Genomic DNA, 19,927 nt, shown 5'->3' on the forward strand with positions numbered 1-19,927 from the left:
TCTTTTTCAATCTCCCTTGATATATCTTGATAAGACAGCAGTTCCCGATTTGCCCCCTGCTCAACCAGCGAACAGGACGATTTGAGAAATTTTGACCCTGTTGTCCAAGTTTCCTGTCGATTTTCGGCATGAAACGACAGGGAAGGCGGTTTTCCCGGAGAAAAAACCGAATTTTTGACGTACTTCTCCAGTCATCCTTCCGGATGTTGTCCGCAAGAATACGTTCTTTGACAACCTGATTTTTTCGATCGGCGACTCACTCCCATTGGAACTCCAGTTTCGGCTTGCGGACGCCGTTGACGATACAGTGGAGTATCAGCTCCATTGACGGGACGAAATTCTCATTAAAGCAGCTGCGAACTCGTTCCCAGAGGTACCGTCTCGTTCTATATTTTGCCTGGGCCGCCTGGAACAGCGGACAACACATCTGCTGAACCTGATCCACCAAGAAGGCCAGCAGCATCAGATGGGCAAAAACAGCGCTCAGGTGCTTCTTGCCGAGTCCATAGTTGTGCTCCAGGTTGTAGCCCTGGTTTTTCAAGGTATTGAACGTCTCATTCTCGATCCGCCACCGGGCACGGCCGGCACGCATGATGTCAAAGGCGTTTTCCCCGCTGATCGGGATGTCCGTCACCCAGCCGAACCGGTTCTTTACGTTACCTTCACTGTCCGTCTCCCAGTATTCCAGGAAGTTGACCGTCAGAGAATCCTTGCTGGACTTGTTGAGGGGAACATTGTTGAGAAAACGAAAGCAATGGTGCACATTGGTCTTGTTGGAATCCGCTATGTGCAACTCGGTGATTTCGCCCCTGTCAGCCGCCTCGTCGACCGATTGGTACAGATTCTCATGATCCTTGGGCTTGGCCCCGAGGATGTAGCGCAGGTCATGTTTCTGCAACTCCTGGATATGCGGCGCGTTGGACGCCAGGGCATCTTCAATGACAATGGTCTTGAGATGGGGATGCTCGCGCCGGAAATCAGTCAGGTAACGCTTGGCCGCATTTCGTTCACAGTCGTTCTTGCTGCTGCCGTCCTGCTTGACGATCATCTCCGGGCAGGTGGGAATCACTTCCGAACGGTCCGGATGGACAAAGGCCCCGGCAAACATCTGTTGGTAATATTCGACCTTGCCGTTGCGCTTCCTCTTGCTCAGGCAATAGTCGGAGCCCATCTTTTCAGAGGTGTAAATACCGGTGCCGTCCAGGGCAAGAAGATAATATCCGCCCAGCCAGGTCATCTTCTCCAGTACCTTGCCACGCTGAAGCTGGGCAAAAATACTTTTGAACGGACGACGCAGATCCCTGACGGAAACCTCATCCAGAACAGTGCGCATCTGGCTGTCGCTGGGGATGCGGCTGACACCGAATACTCCCTGCAGGCTGTCGGGCTCTTCCCGGCGCCGTTCATCAAAAGCAAGCAGCGATGGATCTTTCAGGCAAAACATGGCAAAACCGGACATCAGTACATCGGGCAAAGATATTGAACTGTTGGCGGCCCGATGATCCACCACTCGGTTAAAATCCTCGCGTATGCGGGAATACAAGGTATCGGCATTGAGGTGACAGCGCATTTTTATCCGACGAAATGTTTTTCCGCTGTTACGGTAGTTGCGAATGAATCTGCTGAGTGTCGACATGGCATATCTCCTTGTAACGAATTGATATTACAAAGAAAAATGCCGCCGATCTTTTCAGCCATGTCAAGTAAAAAATCAAGTTCTTGAGAAAAAATTATGTTGTGATTACACCATGCTACGACACAGAAGTTTACGAAACCGCTCTCCCGGAAGCCGCATTATTTATGCGTTCCGGGCATAACGGGAATTGCTGTATTTATTCTTAGTAGCTAACAGTTAACTAGACAGAATGGGCCAATATGGTGATAGGCAGATTCTGTCTAACACGCCTATATTCGTAATATAAAGAAACAAGACACTGGATTACCCACGGTCCTCATGCGCCGCCAACAGGAGATGGTCTGGTCCTGAAACAGCGTTGTGTGGAAATATCCTGGCACATTGAAAAAGAATGATGCGTTTTGGTTATTGTATCGCGAAACGACATGAAACGCGTTCCTGGCACCATGATCCGGTCTCTGTTTTTTCATCCAGACCGGGTTTAAAAAAATTTTCTGGAACAATTAGTTGTCTGTTTTCTCTTAGAATTTCTTCATCTGTAACTTGCACATTCTACTGGTAAACCAGATAATGCATTTTTTTGAAAGCACAAAAAAATGTCAAAGGTGGTTCGATTGCGGAAGCGGAGTGCCTGGATCAGGGGACTTCTATTGCACAGGAGAGGATATCAGGAATAGATGAAAACGTTTATCAACGGGCATATAATTTTTCAACAGCCTGATACAGACAGTCGTACAGTGCAGGATTACAGAGGAAGCGGGTCAGGAGATGTCAAGTAGGAGGAACAGAAGTCCGCTGAGGAGCACGGCCAGCAGCGAGCCGAGAAAGACGATCCGGTTGGCCTGGCGGATATGTTGGGGAGTGGGAGTCTGCAGCGGCTCGCCGAGGGTTGGTTTTTCCACTGTCTGGCCGAAATAGACCGACGGACCGCCGAGCTGGATGGAAAGCGCCCCGGCCATGGCCGCTTCGGGATGGCCGGCGTTGGGGCTGGTGTGGTTGTGGTGGTCTCTTCGCCAGGTGGTAAAGGCACGGGCTGCGTTTCCTCCGCCCGGCCAGGCTGCGGCGATGATCAGCAGGGCTGTGAGGCGGGCCGGCAGCAGGTTGGCCAGGTCGTCGAGGCGGGCGGCGAAGCGGCCGAAATGAAGATACTGCTCGTTCTTGTAACCAAACATGGAATCCATGGTATTTACGGCCTTGTAGAGCATGCCGCCCACCGCGCCGGCAGCCGGGCTGTACTGGGGGTAGCCGGTAACGACCGCTGCCAGGGCGACCAGACTGCTCCAGAAAAGCGGGGCGATCACCCCGTCGGCCATGTTTTCCGATACGCTTTCCACGCAGGCCCGGACAATGCCCGGCCCATCCAGGGTGGTGGTGTCGCGGCCGACGATCATGGCCACCTTTTTCCGTGCCTGGTCCAGATTCCCTTCGTTGTCCTTGAGCGCCCTGTACACCTCCCGGGCATGGTGGAGCAGGTCGCGCACCGCCAGGGTGGTATAGAGGAGAAAGACCGCCAGGACGAAAAGGGCGGCCTGGGAAAAAATCGCCGCCAGGCCAAGGAGTCCGGCCGTGGTCAGCAGAACGGTGGCTAGCAGGGTCAGGGCGGTGACAGTTCCGGCCAGGCCCGGATCCCGGAACAGGCGCCGGAAGGTCCTTTCCAGGAACAGGGCAAACCGGCCCATGAGCTGAACAGGATGGGGGAACCAGCGGGGATCGCCGAACAGGAGATCGAGGAGGAAGGCCAGGTAGATGGCAACACAAAAGGTCATAGATCCAGGAGACGGAAAATCTCGTCCAGGTCCACGTGGGCGCGGAACACCTCAGCCAGCCGGTCCAGAGCCGGTTCCAGGTCATAGGTCGCCCCGGGTCCCTGCAGGGGTTCCAGGCCTTTTTCTCGGCGCAGTCGGTCGATAAACCAGCGCCGGAACGGGTCGCTGTCAAAGATGCCGTGCAGGTAGGAGCCCCAGACCCGGTCAGCGGCCAGGCCGCAGGTGGTGTCATCGTCAAAGACCAGGATCGGCTCTCCCCTGCCCCGGGTCACCCCGTGGTGGATTTCATAGCCGTGGACCGGGGTTCCGGAGGGCGCGTGGGTACCCTGGCGGCGGGTCAGGGTTTTTTCCGGGGCCAGCTCGGTTCGCATGTCGAGCAGGCCAAGCCCCTGGCAGACCGATCCTGGCTCTCCTTCCAATCCCAGGGGATCGCCGATCTCCCGGCCAAGCATCTGAAATCCGCCGCAGATACCGACGATCTCGCAGTTCCGGGCGGCCAGTTTCCGCAACCGGGCGGCCAGGCCAGACTCTTCGAGGTAGGTAATGTCGTTGATCACGTTCTTGGAGCCGGGCAGAATCACCGCGTCCGGATACCCCAGGTCTTCGGCCCTGCGAATGATGCGCAGGTCCACATCCGGCTCGGCCAGCAGCGGCTCCACGTCGGTGAAATTGGAGATATGGGGCAGATCGATGAGGGCCAGGGTCACGTGCTCCTGGTCCGGCTTTGGTTTGTCAAAGAGACCGGCCTTGAAGGAGACCGAATCCTCCTGGGGCAGGCCCAGGTCACGGATGTAGGGCAGGACACCCAGCACCGGCTTGCCGGTCCGCTTCAGGAGATAGTCGTGGGCCGCGGCCAGGAGCGAGCTATCGCCCCGGAAGCGGTTGACCAGAAACCCGGCCACAAGCTGCCGTTCCCACTCTTCCATGACCTCCATGTGGCCGACAAAGGAGGCATAGACCCCGCCCCGGTCGATGTCACCGGCCAGCAGTACCGGGCTTTCGGCATAGCGGGCCATGCGCATGTTGACGATGTCATGCGACTTCAGATTGACCTCGCCGGGACTGCCCGCTCCTTCCAGGACCAGGACATCGAAGTCCGCCGCCAGCTCGTCGTAGGCCCGGCACACCTCCTGCCAGGCTCTCTCCTTGTAGCGCACATACTCGGCCACCCGCATGTTGCCCACCGGCCGGCCGTGGACGATGACCTGGGAACCCACGTCCGAGGAGGGCTTGAGCAGCACCGGATTCATCCGCACGTCCGGATCCAGGCGGCAGGCCTGGGCCTGGACCACCTGGGCCCTCCCCATCTCGCCCCCGTCGCGGGTAACATAGGAGTTGAGCGACATGTTCTGGGCCTTGAACGGCGCCACCCGTATCCCCTCCTGGAGCAGGACGCGGCAGAGCGCGGCCACGAGCACGGACTTACCCACGTCCGAGCCTGTGCCGACAAACATGATGGAGCGGACCCTGGCCGGCCTGCGGCTGTTCCTGCTGTTGTTTTTGTTTCTCCGGTCAGGGTCGGTGGTCCGGGCCTGGGCCAGAACCTGCTCCAGGGCCGAGACCAGGGCGCGGTTGTCCTCCTGCGGCCGCACTGCGACCCGAAAATAGCTCTGGTCAAGGCCCGGATAGCCCCCGCAGGTCCGGATGGCGATCCGGTGATCGGCCATCAGCCGGTGGGCCAGCTCGTCCGTCCCAGGGTTTGTGACCTGACCAGCAGGTAGTTGGCCTGACCCGGGTAAACGGTGAGACCCGGCAACCGTCCAAGCTCTTCCCCGAGCTTCTCCCGCAGGGTCCGGGTGGTTTCCACCGTCCTGGCCAGGTAGTCACTGTGGTCGAGAAAGGCGGCCCCGCAGGCCTGGGCCAGGGTGTTGACGCTCCAGGGGGCCAGCTGGTTGCGGATACGCTCAGCCAGGGCGGGATCTGCAGCCAGAAAGCCCAGCCTCAGACCGGGAATGGCGAATATCTTGGTCAGGGAATGGAGAGTGACCAGGTTGTCGGCCGCCCCGGCCAGGGAGCGGAAGCCGGGGACAAAACCGCCAAAGGCCTCGTCCACTAGAAAAAAAACATCGGGATGGAAGAGGATACACTCCAGCAGGGCCCGGGGATCGCTCACCACGCCGGTGGGGTTGGCGGGCTGACCGAGCAGGACAAGGTCCCCGGGCGCAAGCATTCCTGCCAGTACGTCCAGGTCCAGGGTGAAGCCGTTGTCCGGCCCCAGGACCAATCGCTCCACCGGGAGACCGCTGGCCCGGCAGGCGGTCTCATAATCGATGTACGAGGGCACCGGGATGACCCCGCGGCGGACCGGCAGAGTACGGACCGCAGTGAACAGCAGCTCCGAGGTGCCGTTGCCGGCCACCAGCATGGCCGGATCCAGGTTCCAGGTCCGGGCGGCCCGGGCAAGGAAAATGCTGGAGTCGGGATCCGGATAATGGACCAGGTCACTGACGTGGCGGGAGATGATGTCCCGTAGACCGGGCGGCGGTCCCAGGGGATTGAGGTTGGCGCTGAAATCAAGGATCTCACCTGGATCACAGCCATACTCGCTGGCCAGCCGGGTGAGGTTGCCCCCGTGTCCGCTGCTCATCCCGCACCTCCTGCCACCGCGGCAAAGCCAAGGGCCATGAAGGTCTCGGCCAGTTCGCAGGCCGCCCCCAGGGTGTCACCGGTGGCGCCGCCGATCTTCTTACGACAGAACCGGGCAAAGAGACAGATGGTGCCCATGGTGAAGACGAGCACGCCCAGGCCGCAGGTTCCGGCCAGCCACACGGTGACCAGACCGGCAAAGGCAAGGCTCCCCAGGGCGGCAAGCCGGGAACGCCTGGTGTAGAACAGCCCCCCCAGCCCACCCTCGGGCCGGGCATAGGGCAGAAGCCCCATCATCAGGACAATGGCACTGCGGCCGGCCAGGGGCAGGAGCAGGGCCGTGACCACGACTGTGGATCGATCCAGGGTGGCCAGGGCCGATGTTTTGAGAAGCAGAAGAATGATCAGGGCGATCACCCCCATGGCGCCGATCCGGGAATCGCGCATGATGGCAAGGATCTGCGTCCTGTCCGGCCGGGCACTGAAAAATCCATCCGCGGTGTCGGCCAGTCCGTCCAGGTGCAGCCCGCCCGACAGGGCCAGCAGCAGCAGGGTCAGACAGACTGCCGCCGGCAGGGACGGCAGAACCAGCCACAGGACCCAGGCCCCGGCAGCGCAGATCAACCCCAGCAGCAATCCGATGAGTGGGAACGAGCCCACGGAGCCGGCCAGCTCCTCTTCCGTGGTCCCGAGCCTGCCGGGCAGAGGCAGGATGGTGAGAAAACGGAAGGCCGCCGCCAAATGGCCGGGACTGAGGGGCGAGCGCGAGATCACTCGACCGGGGTGCCGGTGACGCCGGCCTCTTCAAAGGTAGCCACTTCGGTGAGCACGGCCACGGCCGCCTCGACCAGGTTCATGGCCAGGGCGGCGCCGGTGCCCTCGCCCAGCCGCATGTTCAGGTCCATCAGGGGCCTGAGCCCGAGCCGTTCGTGCATGGCCCGGTGGCCCTGCTCCACGCTGCGGTGAGCGCAGATGATGAAGTCGCGGACAAAGGGTTCCAGGGCATAGGCGATGAGCGCGCCGGCGGTGGAGATGAACCCATCCACCAGCACCGGCTTTCGGTGGGCGGCGGCGCCGATGATGAGCCCGGCAATGCCGCCGATCTCGAACCCGCCCACCTTGGAGAGCACGTCGATACCGTCCGACGGATCCGGGCGGTTGATCTTCAGGGCCCGTTCCACCACCTGAATCTTCTGCTGGAGTTGGTCGTCATCCAGGCCGGTGCCACGGCCGGTGACCTCGGCCACAGGCGCGCCGGTCATGGCCGCGACAATGGCCGTGGACGGCGTGGTGTTGCCGATCCCCATGTCGCCGGTACCGAAGACATCGGTCTCCGGGGCCAGTTGGTTGGCCACCTCGATCCCGGCCTCCACCGCCATGACCGCGTGGGTCCTGGTCATGGCCGGGCCATGGGCCATGTTCTGGGTTCCGTTACCGATCTTGCGGGCGATGATCTTGCCCGCTTTGACCAGGTCGTCGAGATCGGCGGCCGTGCCCATATCCACCACTGTGACCTCGGCTCCGGCCTGCCGGGCCAGGGCGTTGATCCCGGCCCCGCCGTTGACGAAGTTGTAGACCATCTGGGCCGTGACCTCGGAAGGATACCTGGAGACACCCTCGGCGGTGACCCCGTGGTCCCCGGCCATGACCACCACCCGCTTGCGCTTGACCGGTGGCTTAAGCGAGCGGGTAATGCCGGCCAGGTCCACGGCCAGGTCCATGAGATCGCCCAGAGCCCAGTGGGGCATGGTCAACTGTTCCAGCCGGGCCCGGGCCTTCTCCCGGTACTCGGTGTCCTGGGGAAAGATCTTGCGAAACGTTGCCTCAAGAAAGTTTACCTGCTCCTGCCTGGGCTGAAATGATTTTGGTCGCATGTTCCTGTGTTGTTTTTATTTTTTATTATTTAATATTATATCAACTTGTTATCCTGGTTGCCATTTACAATTCAGCCTGCACGGGACGCTATTGGTTGCGGGCCGCCGAAACCGGCAGTGCCAGAAACCGGCCGGGCGTCGTCCCCGCGGAGCGAGAGCATGGGGTTCTGCGTTTCTATGGACTGCCGCTTCCTTTGTGTGACACCGCCGAGGTAAAATGAGAAGGCTGATTCCCCGCGAGCTGTGTTATAAACACGCTCAAGAATAACCGCAGTCGAATGCTGCACAACCTGGGAGAACCAGCCATGCACAATGTAACAATCGGAATGGACCTTGGCGATAAAAATCATGTTATCTGTATTGTTGATCATGCAGGCCGAATCGTGCGTCGAGATACGGTTACTAATACCAGAGAGGCGTTGAGTGAGTTTTTCTCACCCCATAAAGGGGCAACTGTTGCCCTTGAAGCCGGTACCCATTCGGCCTGGATCAGCAGGCTGTTATCCAGGCTGGGCTGCCATGTTTTGGTTGGCAACCCTCGTAAATTACGCGCCATCTGGGACAGCAACGATAAATCAGATACCAGAGACGCTGAAATGCTGGCCCGCATAGCCCGGATGGATCCTGATCTGCTCTATCCGGTCAACCACAGGGGCGAACAGGCCCAGATTGATCTGGAGATATTGCAGGCCAGGGATGTCCTGGTGAGGAACCGCTCCAGCCTGATCAACCATGTTCGTGGCAGTGTCAAGGCGCTGGGATATCGCCTGCCGGGATGCAGCGCAGACAGTTTTCACCGGCAGGCAGATGAACATCTTCCTGAAGACTTACGTGGCGCTCTGGAGCCTGTATTGACAATTATCGGCCAGATTACGTCCCAGATCAAAGAATTTGACAGGGAAATAGAGCGTATCAGTGCGGAGCGATACCCGGAGACCGAATTATTGCGGGCCATAAAAGGAGTTGGTCCTCTGACGGCCCTGGCCTTTCTATTAATCGTGGAAGACCCGGCACGATTTGGCAAAAGTAGACAGGTTGGATGTTTTCTTGGCCTGACTCCCCGCCGCGACCAGTCAGGAGAAACCGACAGGCAGCTTCGGATAACCAAAGCGGGCAACCCCTATCTGCGGAGGTTACTGGTCGGTTCGGCCCAGTACATCCTGGGACCTTTTGGAGAGGATTGCAATTTACGAAGATTTGGTCTTCGCCTGGCAGCCAGGGGAGGTAAAAACGCAAAGCGTCGTGCCGTGGTTGCCGTAGCCAGAAAACTGGCGGTACTCATGCATCGCCTCTGGCAGCACGGTGAGATATATGACCCTTTTTACAAACCGCAATCTCGCCCCCTGGCAAAGGCTGCGTAGAAAACCCGGTTGAACCAGAGAGTGAACAAAGGGAAAAAAGGATGTTTTTCCTTCTGTTTCCAAAGGCAGTTGAGAGTTTTTAATATCTCCCTCAAAAAAACGTCCCGTCCGGAAGACTGCGTGACACCGCTCGGTCCGTCATCAGCCAGTGACATATTCAAAGACCGCCGCGGAGGTTGCAGCTTCCACGACGGATTGTACGATGCATCGAGCTTATGGCTGAGCTCTTTATATGAATGCGAATGGAAGCCTGACGTTACAGGGATTTATAAAAAAAATGGTTCGCCACGTCGAACTTTTCTTGACAAGCCTTCTCATGGAAGCGGATGTCACGAGGAATGAGAGGAGGCCATCACCTGAACACCACCAGGCCGCGCAGGGACGAAGGGGTGTCAGCCTTTCAGCTTGAGAGGGACGCCGCAGCTGACCAGGTACACCTCGTCCGCCTCCCGGCCGATACACTGGTTGCAGCGCCCGACCAGGTCCCGGTAGCGCCTGGCCAGCCGGTTTTCCGGGACAATGCCAAGGCCCACCTCGTTGGTCACCATGATCACCGTTCCCGGCCGCTCACGGCAGGTCAAAAGCAGCTCTTCCGCTTTACCGCGAACGGTTTTTTCGTCAAGCAGTTTGCCCTCTTTTTCAGCAAGATAGAGCATATTATTAATCCACAGCGTCAAACAATCAAGCAGGATCGTGGCCCCGGGCGGACTCTCCCTGATGATCCGGGCCGGACACTGTTGTTCCTCCACTGTCTGCCAGCCCCGATGGGCCCGCTCTTCCCGATGGAGCCTGATCCGTTCCTGCATCTCCCGGTCCAGGGGCGGACTGGTGGCGAGAAAGAGGAGCTGGTCGCCGGTCTCTTCGGCCAGCTGCTGGGCAAAGGCGGATTTTCCGGAGCGGCACCCGCCGGTTATCAGGATAACGTGACCCATGATCAGAGATTGAGTCCTGTAAGAATGCCACCCCGGGAATAGAGTTTCAGTTCGGTCATGGTCCCGGGCTGGACATCAAAGAGAAGATAATGGCGCACCGGAAGCCCCAGGGCCAGGCAGATCATGGTCCGGATCACTCCGCCGTGGGTAATGGCCACCACTTCCCTCTCTGGTCCCTGCTGGACCGCGGCCAGAAAACCCCCTACCCGGGCGGTGAAATCAGCCACGGCCTCGCCTTCGGGAAAGACAAAATCCCCGTACTCGGCCCAGCCGTCCAGCAGGTCCGGGTCCCGGCGGGAAATTTCAGCAAAGGAACTCATCTCCCAGCGACCGAAATCGATCTCCCGGATCCGAGGGTCCATGCGGATCTGCTGCGGTGCCCAGCCAGGGTCCACCGCCTCCAGGGTCTCCCGGGTGCGGCGCATGGGGCTGACGTAAACCGGTCCGCAGTGTGGCTCGAGCAGGGGCCGGAGCCGCTGCAGGCGGTCCCTTGCCCCGGGTTCCAGGGCCACATCCCTGCTGCCGACAAAGACCCCATCAGGGGCCACGGTCCGGCCATGGCGGATAAGTCGCAACTGGACAGCCATGTCAACCGTCTCCCTGTATGCCGACCTGCCGGTACATAGCATACATTGTGGAACATTTGCAACTACTTGGTGTCGGTGAGAACACGGTCATAGAGTTTGCCGATCCCGTATTCCTGGCGGCGCTTGAATTTTTCCCATGGCGGCCCGATGAGCTGCATCTCGGGATATTTCTGCTGCATCTCCAGGGCTATCTGCATCTCCTTGGTGCAACCGGTGGAATAGGTGGCGTCCTTGCCGGTCCATTCCGGCGGCACCTTTTCACCCATGAGCTCAAAGGCCTTCTCGATGTCGGAATAAGTCTGAAAACGCCATATATCGATCACCCCTGAGCGCTGGAAAATCTCCCACATGTACATGATATCGTCGGCATCCATACCCTCTTCGAAATGCTCACCGGGATTGATGATCACCACGTCGGTGAGGGTGGAGCGCAGGTGCTCGACAAAGACGTTGAGGATCTTCTTAGCGGTTTCGAGCTGGCCGGGGATGGAGCCGACGATGGCCGAGTAGAACATGATCTTCTTGCCCTTTTCCTTCTCCTTGCGGGCCATGTAGATCAGGTGCTGGGCCTTGGCCCGCAGGTCGGCTTCTGAAAAACGGATCACCGCCGGATGGTGCGGCTTCAGATGGATGGCCAGTTTTCCGGTGTCCTCGCGGAGGATGGAGACCAGGTCCCGGGTGAACTGAAAGTGGTTGTTGATGCATTCCCGACTCTCCGGGCAGCGGCTGATCACCAGGTCCGACTCCTTGAAGGCCCGGGCAAAGGTGACCGAGGTCAGCAGCGGGTTGAACTGCTCGCCGGTGCCGTCGGAGATCACCAGCAGCCGGTTGTCCTTGTCCAGCTTGCCAAGCAGCTCCTTCTTGGAGATCCGGGAATCGCCGATCACCTCGGCCCCGGACATGGCCTTTTCCAGGACCGGGTCTTCCAGGACGTCGGCAAAGGAGATGTGCTCGTAGTAAAAGGCCTGTTTGACCGCCAGGATCACCTTGATCCCCAGTTTCATGAGGATGCGGATGATGGCCAGGTCAAAGACGATCTCCCCGGCCCGTCCGCCCAACCAGAGCAGGTAGGGTTTGTGCTGGCCGGAGAGCACCTGGGCGAGCCGTTCGCAGAACCACTGCCAGCCCTCGGTCTCGATGGGGGTGTTCATGATCCGGCGCAGCTCGTTCATGTCCGGCGGCTGTTCCTCTTCCCAGATCTCCTTGACCGTGGAGAGCAGCAGCAGTCGCTGGAGCCGAAGGAGATGTACCTGGAGATCGATATCATCCAGGGTCGTCTCCTCGTTGATCCTGAGGCCCTCGCGGCCGTTGAAGGCGTCGAGAAAATCCCGCGAGGCCAGGAATCGGGCCACCCGCTTGTTTTCCAGTTCCCGGCGGGCGGCCAGCGGCCGGCTGATGTCCGAGATGTTGGTGAAGATGCCCAGCAACCGTTTCTCGAGCCTGGAGGGCAGCAGGACCATGGAAGAGGTATCGTGCTGGTACTTGATGGTGAGCAGGCTCAGGAGGTATTGCCGCCGGTAGGGGTCGATGATCACCTCCCGGACCAGCTTTTCCAGCCGGCTCCAGATACGGATAAAGGCCGGGGTCAGGAGGGTGTCGGCCCGTTTCTCGATGATGGCGGTGAACAGTTCGTCCGAACAGGGGTAGTAGTACTGCTCCCCGTCCATGTGGACGATGAAGTTGAGCTGTTCCGGCGAGGCGACCATGTCCGGGAAGGCCTCATAGGCCATGTGGTTTTCGGTATAAAAGTTGGTCAGCCAGGCATCGCGGTCCGGATCGGTGCCACTGGTGATTATTTTTACAGATTCACGCATGACATGGTTTTCCCGGTCTTTCATCACAGGCAGCTGGCGATCTCGGCCGCCACCTCATCAATGGTTCTGCCCTCCACGTTGATCTCCCGATCCGCGGCCCGCCGATAGAGCGGCAGCCGCTGGCAATAGAGTTCCCGGGCCCGGTCCAGGTCCTGAAGCAGGGGACGTTTCTTTATCTTCTTCTTGGCTTTGGGGTGCATGCTGATGGCGTCCAGGATGCCTTCCACCGAGGAATGGAGGTAGAACACCCGGCCCAGGCGCTGCAGGTTGCCGACCATGAAAAAACCGCCGCCGGTGGAGACGATGGTCTGCTGCACATGATGCTCCAGCCATCGGGCGACCTGTTTTTCCAGCTCGCGGAAACGGGCCTCACCCTCTTCGGCAAAGATCCTGCGGATCTTCTTCTTGACCATGGTCTCGATCAGATCATCGGTGTCCACGGTGACAAAACCGGTCCGGCGGGCCAGTTCCCTGGCCGTTCGCCCCTTGCCCACCCCCATGAAGCCAATAAGTATGATGTTGTCAGCCATCTTGTCCTCGTTTATTCCTGGTACGGCAACAGCCCTGCTGCCCTGAAGTACAAAGTACACCGTTCTCTTTCCCTTGCTTTCCGGTCACCGGCCCGGCTCAGGTGAAAAAATGGCTTTCTTTGCCAACCATCCCCAGGCCTGATGATAAACCCGGTTCATCAGGTCCTCCACCAGGAGCCGCTGTTCCTCCAGCCCCTGGCTGTCCAGGCCCGGCGGGACCAGGTAGGGCTCGCCGTAGACCACATGGACCCGGGACAGAGGCATGGGCACCGAGAGCCGGTCCCAGCTCCCGAAGGCCAGGTGGCGGCTGGCCGACCAGGCGACCGGGACAATGGGAACCCCGGTCCGGCTGGAGATCAGGATGACACCGGGCTGCAGGACCCGGGGGGTCCCTGGGAGCCATCGCCGATGATACCGCCGTTATAGCCCTCTTTCATGGCCTTGAGCATGCCCTTGAGGGCACCAGGGCCGCCCCGGTTGCGGGAACCGCGGACCGGAAAGTGGCCCATGCGCTCGGTGATCCGGGCCACGTACTCGCCGTCGCGGCTGGCGCTGACCATGACCGCGGCCGGGTAGCGCCGCAGGTGGTGCAGTGTGTAGAGAACCGAATAATGCCAGCAGCAGACGACCACCGGCCCCCTGTCAAGCCACGGGGTCACGCCCTCGAACCCGTAGATCCGTTCCCGGCAGCTGCCAAACCAGAGACGGCTCAGACCCAGGTAGAGCCGGGGCAGAACACCAAGGGAGAGGTTGTAGAGGGTATCAGCCAAGTTCGAGCTCCAGCTGTTTGAGCTTCTTGACCTGGTCCCGGTACATGGCAGCCTCCTCGAATTCCAGTTCCGCCGCTGCCTCGTGCATCTTTTTCTCCAGCTCGCGGATCCGGGAACGGAGATCGCCAAGATCCCGGTAGTCCAGCTCGGGTTCCGCGGCCTCCAGGAGACCGGGATCACGGTCCGCGCTCTGTCCTTCCCAGCCCGAAGCCTTGAGATGTTCGGTCATGGAGTCCTTGACCGCCGAGATGATGGTCCGGGGCTCGATCCCGTGTTCCCGGTTGTAGGCATCCTGTATAGCCCGACGGCGGTTGGTCTCGTCGATGGTGTACTGCATGGACCGGGTCACCCGATCGGCATAGAGGATGACCATGCCGCCCGCGTTGCGGGCTGCCCGGCCGCAGGTCTGGACCAGGGAACGCTCGGAGCGGAGAAAACCCTCCTTGTCGGCGTCGAGGATAGCCACCAGGGATACCTCGGGGATATCGAGCCCCTCGCGCAGCAGGTTGATGCCGATCAGGACGTTGAAGGCGCCGCGGCGCATCTCGCGGATCAACTCCACCCGTTCCAGGGTATCGATGTCCGAGTGGAGATAGCGGACCCGGACCCCGACATTTTCATAGTATTCGGTCAGGTCTTCGGCCATCCGCTTGGTCAGGGTGGTTACCAGCACGGCCTCGCCCCGCTCCTCCCGTCGGCGAATCTCTTCCAGCAGGTCATCCACCTGGGTGGAGGCTGGTCGAACCTCGATCCGCGGATCGAGCAGGCCGGTGGGCCGGATCAGCTGCTCCACCACCCGGCCGTCGGCCCGCTGCATCTCGTAGTCTCCCGGCGTGGCCGAGACATAGATCACCTGGTTGACGCGCTCCTCGAATTCGTCGAACCGCAGCGGCCGGTTATCCAGGGCCGAAGGCAGGCGGAAACCGTATTCGACCAGGGTCTTCTTGCGGGATCGGTCACCGTTGTACATGCCGTTGATCTGCGGCACGGCAATGTGCGACTCATCGATGAACATGATGTAGTCGTCGGGAAAGTAGTCGAGCAGGTTGGGGGCGGTGCCCCGGGCTCCTTGCCGGTGAGATGACGGCTGTAGTTTTCGATCCCGTTACAGTAGCCCAGTTCCTGGATCATTTCCAGATCAAACATGGTCCGCTGCTCGAGCCGCTGGGCCTCCACCAGCCGGCCCGCGGCCTGCAGTTCGTCCAGGCGCAGCCGCAATTCCTCGCGGATGGTATGCATGGCGATGCGCAGCCGCTCCTGGCTGGTGACAAAATGGCTCCCCGGGAACACGGTAAGTTCATCCATATCCTGGAGCACCACCCCGCGCAGGGGATCGATGAGGGAGATGGTCTCCACGGTGTCACCGAAAAACTCCACCCGGACGGCCACGTCCTCCTCGTGAACCGGAAAGATCTCGATCACATCACCGCGCACCCGGAAAGTGCCCCGATGAAACGAGATCTCATTGCGTTCATAGAGCATGAAGGCCAGCCGCCGCTGGACCTCCTCCATGGGATAGTCCTCGTCCCGGCGCAGGAACAGGTGCATGTCCCGATACTCATCGGGGGAACCAAGGCCGTAGATGCACGATACCGAGGCCACGATCAGCACGTCACGCCGGGTCAGCAGCGAGCGGGTGGCCGAGTGGCGCATCTTATCGATGGCATCGTTTATGGATGAATCCTTTTCAATGTAGGTGTCGGACTGGGGAATGTAGGCCTCGGGCTGATAATAGTCGTAATAACTGACAAAATATTCCACCGCGTTATGGGGAAAAAGCTCGCGGAACTCGGAAAAGAGCTGGGCCGCCAGAGTCTTGTTGGGGGCAATGACCAGGGTGGGCCGCTGAACCCGGGCCACCACCTGGGCCATGGTGAAGGTCTTGCCCGAACCGGTCACACCCAGGAGCACCTGGTCCCGGACTCCCTCTTCGATCCCCCGGCTGAGCAGATCAATGGCCCGCGGCTGGTCCCCGGCAGGGATGAATTCCGAGACAAGCTCAAAGGGTCTGTTCATACGTCCAGATGCAAATCAAAAAAAGTGAAGAAAAGAAAAAGACAGATACGCCCGTTGCCCGATCTCCAGGCAACCTTGTCACAATACTCGGATTGTCGCTGGGCCGCAACGGTGACAACCATCATCCCTTGTCAAAAAAGGCCAAAACAGGTAGCCTTGCAGGCCGATTGCCGGAGTCCGGACCCGGGTTTCCGGATCCTGCCGGCGGGGAAGAACCCGTACCACGACTCCGGCCCCAGCTTTCCGGTGCCCCGGAGGCGGTCCGACAAGATGATGACCCGAAAGAAAAAGAAAAAAAAGTCCGCAGACCCCGGCTCTGTGCACCCTGCCCTGCAGCAGCTGCTCCATGACCATTCCGCCAGCTGCGTCCATTGCGGTCTTTGCGTCAGGGAATGCGCTTTTCTCCAGGAACACGGCTCCCCTGGGACCATTGCCGCCTCTTTTGACCAGCGGACATTTGGTACCGCCTTTGGTTGCAGTCTCTGCGGATTGTGCACCGCGGTCTGCCCGACGAAAATAGGACTTGATCCGGCGGCCCTCTTCCTGGCCATCCGCCGGGAAGCGGTTGCCCGCGGACTGGCGGATTTTTCCCGCCACCGGGGAATCCTGTTTTATGAGCGGGCCGGGAGTTCGCCACTCTTAACCTTCCATGGTCTGCCCCGGGGCTGTGACACGGTGTTTTTCCCCGGCTGTGCCCTGCCCGGCACCCGGCCCACCCGGGTCCGACAGCTCTTTGATCACCTCCGGCAGACCATCCCGCGCCTGGGCATGGTCCTGGACTGTTGCAGCAAACCATCCCATGATCTCGGCAGGGAGCGGTATTTCCAGACCATGTTTCGGAAACTGACAGGTTCACTCCTGGAACGGGGCGTCAAAAACGTCCTGGTGGCCTGTCCCAACTGCCACCGAATCTTTTCCGAGTATGGTCAGGGACTACAGGTGACCTCGGTGTACGAATATCTCGATATGACCGCACTTCCCAAGACCCCGGACATTGCCGCCGAGATCACCATCCATGACCCCTGCGGCACCAGGCTCCGAACAGATATCCACCAGGTCATCCGCCGACTGGCCGGAAAAAAATCACTCCAGGTCCGGGAAATGGCCCATCATGGCAAAAGAACCCTCTGCTGCGGCGAAGGGGCTCGGCCGGCTGTGTCTGTCCGGAATTTGCCAGCAAATGGGGAGAGCGCCGCAGCCGGGAAGCCGAGGGTATGGTCATGTTGACCTATTGTGCCGGCTGCACAGGATTTCTCAATCCGCTCACGCCCACTGCTCATATCCTCGACCTGCTCTTTGAACCGGAACAGACCCTTGCCGGCCGGGTCCAGGGTGCCAGGACGCCCTGGACCTATCTCAACCGCTGGCGGCTGAAACGTTTTTTCCGGAAGATCCTCAGGAAAGCCTGAACCTGGCCCGGAAACAGAATTTTCTGACCAAAATAAAAACCACCGTCTGGCCCCGAGAAAAATCCGCACATAAAGGGACCGCTACCTGCTCCTCTCCGAATCTGCTCTGCAGGGCAGCCATCGCCAGTCACTTGCATATTTCATACCTGCCCACAGATTGATCGATAACACAAAAAACTACTTTGTGTTACCAAGCTTTGACAGCTCCACGCCCACCTGTTATTAGAAATGTTAGAGGTTAAAATTGGGCGCTCAGTATTCCTGCCCGGGCTCGCCTCCCCCACTGATCGCGATCCGCAGCCATGGATGTCAACAGGGCTAACGGATGATTTCCACCAGGGAATCCAAACCCTACTGGAGGAACAGATGAAACGGTTTATACTTCCGGGTATCACTCTTCTGATGCTCGCGCTCTTTTTTTCCACCACCGTTGTGGCGGTGGAAAAAGAAGAGGAGAAGGTACTGACCGTTGTCTCTCCCTGGCGCCTGAAGGGGATGAACCTCCATAAGTCCGGCTTTCTCTTTGCCAGGATGGGCTGCGTCGAGACCCTGACCACCACCGACAACCGCGGCAAGATTGTCGGCCTGCTTGCCAGGTCGTGGACGGTGAGTCCGGACCGGCTGACCTGGACCTTCACCCTCAGGCCAGATATCACTTTCCACGACCAGACCCCCCTGACCGCCGGGGCGGTGAGCAAAAGCCTCAATATCGCCCTGAAAAACCGGGGAGTCCTGGCCAAGGCAAAGATAGCCGAAATAACCCCCATCTCACCCCGGACCCTGCGCATCACCACAACCCAGCCCTTTGCTCCCCTGCCCGCCTATCTGGCCCATTACTCCGCTGCCATTGTCTCCGAGGGCTCGTTCGATGAACAGGGACGCCTCAAGCATATATACGGCACCGGACCGTACATCCTCACCGGGCAGCAGGGTGACATCCGGTTCGATTTCAAGGCCAATCCCTCCTACTGGGGCGAAAAACCGCAGGTGCAATACGTCCGTCACCTGGGGATTCCCGAGGCCAAAACCCGGGCCAACATGATTCTAAACGGCGAAGCGGACATGGCCTTTACCCTCTCGCCGGCCGACATGGAAGAACTGCAGGCCGCCGAGGGCGTCCGGGTGGTGGCCTTGACCATCCCCCGCACCAGGCTGCTGGTATTGAATTGTGCCCTGCCCTTTTTCTCCACAGTCCGCAGCCGTCAGGCCCTGAGCCTGGCCATTGACCGTCGTGGTATCGCCGCTGACATGTTGCGCAACCCGAATTCCATGGCCACCCAGCTGCTGCCCTATGCCGCGGCCATGTGGCACACCCCGGAGCTGATACCCCTGGAGTACAACCTGCTGCAAGCCCGAAAAATGCTTGAGGAGGACGGTTGGCAGCCCGGGGAGGATGACATCCTGGAAAAAAATGGCCAGCGGTTTGAATTTGAACTGCGGACCTACTCCACCCGACCCATGCTGCCCGTCATCGCCGCCTCGCTGCAGCAGCAGTTGCGCAAAGTCGGCATAGAGATGCACGTTGTCGTGGGCAAGGGTTCGGATATCCCAGCCCACCGGGCCGACAATACCCTGCAGGCCGCCCTGATTGCCCGCAACTTCGCCCTGATCCCCGATGCCATCGGCACCATCTACAACGATTTTGGTCCCGATCCCGGCAACTGGGGCGCCTTCCACTGGCAGTCGGACGAACTCAACGAGCTGCTGGAGAGGTACCTGGAGACCTTTGACCAGGAACGGGCCGAGGCCTTACGTGTGGATATCCTGACCGTCCTCCAGCGGGAGCTGCCCGTTATCCCGATCTCCTGGTACGAGCACATCATCGGCCTGAGCGACCGAATCGAGGGAGTGAACATCGATCCTTATGAGCTCAAATCCTACCTGAACGGCGTGCGCTGGGCCAGGTGATCCTGCCGGCACCGCGGCCGCCGCCGATCCGGTCACAGAACGATCATTTCCCCGAAAAATCCCGCAAGTCCCCGGGACCGGATTGCCATCACTTCTTTTTTCTTTTAGTACCCCTGTCCAGCCACCACCGTTGACAACATCCGCCAAGGCGGATATATAGCGACCATGAAAGATACCGCCGCCCTGTTCAAGGCCCTGTCCGAGGAGATACGACTCCGCATCCTGGTCCTGCTGACCCGAGGTGAACTCTGTGTCTGTGACCTGATGGAGGTTCTGGACCTGCCGCAATCCACCATCTCCCGGCACCTGGCCTACCTGCGCCACGCCGGGTGGGTCGAAGGACGCCGTCAGGGGGTGTGGATGTATTACCGGCTGGCCCGGGGAACCACCCCCTTCCAGGAGGGACTGGCCGAATTTCTCATCCAGTCGCTGCCGAACCTGGACACGGCCCGGCAGGACCTGGAAAACCTCGAGTCCCATCTGCAACAGAAAGACCACGGCAATTGCCGCTGATTGCTTTCCCTGCCACCCGTCCTTCAGGCTGACACCGTTTCCGGAGAAATTTGGCAACTTATTCCGGGTCGACACATCCGCCTATACGGATAAAAAGATTAAGAGGAGGCTGACCATGATCCATTCCGGCAAAAACAAAAAACTTTGTGATTACCACTGAAATTCAGCCACCGATGCCTGAAGGTGTCGGCCTCTCTTGTTTCACGGGTGTCTGTGGCCTGGATG

Annotated in this window: 17 protein-coding genes and 1 pseudogene; 5 read left to right on the forward strand and 13 right to left on the reverse strand. The window is 59.6% G+C overall.

The window, feature by feature from the left end; translation table 11 throughout:
- Positions 1-256: 256 nt before the first annotated feature.
- The 6 genes from GF1_RS07580 to cobT all read right to left on the reverse strand — a co-directional run bounded on the left by GF1_RS07580 (position 257) and on the right by cobT (position 7,862).
- Entirely contained in the window at positions 257-1,636 is a 1,380-nt protein-coding gene (locus GF1_RS07580) for a transposase (RefSeq protein WP_267927923.1), read from the reverse strand.
- A gap of 761 nt (positions 1,637-2,397) precedes the next feature.
- Entirely contained in the window at positions 2,398-3,402 is a 1,005-nt protein-coding gene (gene cbiB / locus GF1_RS07585) for an adenosylcobinamide-phosphate synthase CbiB (protein ID WP_267929028.1), read from the reverse strand.
- Positions 3,399-5,069: a cobyric acid synthase gene (locus GF1_RS07590; RefSeq protein WP_267929029.1), complete on the reverse strand. Its 1,671-nt coding sequence runs from the start codon at positions 5,067-5,069 to the stop codon at positions 3,399-3,401. Before GF1_RS07590 ends, cbiB begins: the two co-directional genes overlap by 4 nt.
- Positions 5,069-5,989: a pyridoxal phosphate-dependent aminotransferase gene (locus tag GF1_RS07595; RefSeq protein WP_267929030.1), complete on the reverse strand. Its 921-nt coding sequence runs from the start codon at positions 5,987-5,989 to the stop codon at positions 5,069-5,071. The genes GF1_RS07590 and GF1_RS07595 overlap by 1 nt, the downstream gene beginning before the upstream one ends.
- Positions 5,986-6,729 carry an adenosylcobinamide-GDP ribazoletransferase gene (gene cobS, locus GF1_RS07600; protein WP_267929031.1) on the reverse strand — a complete coding sequence of 248 codons (744 nt, stop codon included), beginning with the start codon at positions 6,727-6,729 and terminating at the stop codon, positions 5,986-5,988. Before cobS ends, GF1_RS07595 begins: the two co-directional genes overlap by 4 nt.
- A gap of 29 nt (positions 6,730-6,758) precedes the next feature.
- Positions 6,759-7,862 carry a nicotinate-nucleotide--dimethylbenzimidazole phosphoribosyltransferase gene (gene cobT / locus GF1_RS07605; protein WP_267929032.1) on the reverse strand — a complete coding sequence of 368 codons (1,104 nt, stop codon included), beginning with the start codon at positions 7,860-7,862 and terminating at the stop codon, positions 6,759-6,761.
- 305 nt (positions 7,863-8,167) lie between these two features.
- On the opposite strand from cobT, the gene GF1_RS07610 reads away from it, so the two are divergent.
- Entirely contained in the window at positions 8,168-9,223 is a 1,056-nt protein-coding gene (locus tag GF1_RS07610) for an IS110 family RNA-guided transposase (protein ID WP_267926464.1), read from the forward strand.
- Between the two features lie 392 nt (positions 9,224-9,615).
- On the opposite strand, the gene cobU is transcribed toward GF1_RS07610, so the two are convergent.
- From cobU to uvrB, 7 genes and pseudogenes are all read right to left on the reverse strand, one after another.
- A complete protein-coding gene (gene cobU, locus GF1_RS07615; RefSeq protein ID WP_267929033.1) occupies positions 9,616-10,155 on the reverse strand; it encodes a bifunctional adenosylcobinamide kinase/adenosylcobinamide-phosphate guanylyltransferase in 540 nt (179 codons plus the stop codon).
- A 2-nt stretch (positions 10,156-10,157) separates the two neighbouring features.
- Positions 10,158-10,742, reverse strand: coding sequence for a histidine phosphatase family protein (locus GF1_RS07620; RefSeq protein ID WP_267929034.1), 585 nt, complete (start codon positions 10,740-10,742; stop codon positions 10,158-10,160).
- Between the two features lie 62 nt (positions 10,743-10,804).
- Positions 10,805-12,556, reverse strand: coding sequence for an ARMT1-like domain-containing protein (locus GF1_RS07625; RefSeq protein WP_267929035.1), 1,752 nt, complete (start codon positions 12,554-12,556; stop codon positions 10,805-10,807).
- Between the two features lie 23 nt (positions 12,557-12,579).
- Entirely contained in the window at positions 12,580-13,086 is a 507-nt protein-coding gene (locus GF1_RS07630) for a shikimate kinase (RefSeq protein WP_267929036.1), read from the reverse strand.
- 84 nt (positions 13,087-13,170) lie between these two features.
- The gene (locus GF1_RS07635; RefSeq protein ID WP_267929037.1) at positions 13,171-13,350 is read right to left on the reverse strand and encodes a lysophospholipid acyltransferase family protein; all 180 of its coding nucleotides are present in this window, start codon (positions 13,348-13,350) and stop codon (positions 13,171-13,173) included.
- A 92-nt stretch (positions 13,351-13,442) separates the two neighbouring features.
- Positions 13,443-13,856 (reverse strand): lysophospholipid acyltransferase family protein, encoded by a 414-nt coding sequence (locus GF1_RS07640; protein WP_267929038.1) that lies wholly within the window; start codon positions 13,854-13,856, stop codon positions 13,443-13,445.
- Positions 13,849-15,872: pseudogene (uvrB, locus tag GF1_RS16445) on the reverse strand (excinuclease ABC subunit UvrB). The gene GF1_RS07640 and the pseudogene uvrB overlap by 8 nt, the downstream one beginning before the upstream one ends.
- A 270-nt stretch (positions 15,873-16,142) precedes the next feature.
- Here uvrB and GF1_RS07650 point away from each other — a divergent pair.
- From GF1_RS07650 to GF1_RS07665, 4 genes are all read left to right on the forward strand, one after another.
- The gene (locus tag GF1_RS07650) at positions 16,143-17,099 is read left to right on the forward strand and encodes a heterodisulfide reductase-related iron-sulfur binding cluster (protein ID WP_267929039.1); all 957 of its coding nucleotides are present in this window, start codon (positions 16,143-16,145) and stop codon (positions 17,097-17,099) included.
- Positions 17,093-17,281, forward strand: coding sequence for a hypothetical protein (locus tag GF1_RS07655; protein ID WP_267929040.1), 189 nt, complete (start codon positions 17,093-17,095; stop codon positions 17,279-17,281). Before GF1_RS07650 ends, GF1_RS07655 begins: the two co-directional genes overlap by 7 nt.
- Before the next feature lie 366 nt (positions 17,282-17,647).
- On the forward strand, positions 17,648-19,189 hold the full coding sequence (locus tag GF1_RS07660) for an ABC transporter substrate-binding protein (RefSeq protein WP_267929041.1): 1,542 nt from the start codon (positions 17,648-17,650) through the stop codon (positions 19,187-19,189).
- A 165-nt stretch (positions 19,190-19,354) separates the two neighbouring features.
- The gene (locus GF1_RS07665) at positions 19,355-19,702 is read left to right on the forward strand and encodes an ArsR/SmtB family transcription factor (protein WP_267929042.1); all 348 of its coding nucleotides are present in this window, start codon (positions 19,355-19,357) and stop codon (positions 19,700-19,702) included.
- The last annotated feature ends 225 nt before the right edge of the window (positions 19,703-19,927 follow it).

The sequence above is a fragment of the Desulfolithobacter dissulfuricans genome, assembly GCF_025998535.1.
GTDB lineage: Bacteria > Desulfobacterota > Desulfobulbia > Desulfobulbales > Desulfobulbaceae > Desulfolithobacter > Desulfolithobacter dissulfuricans.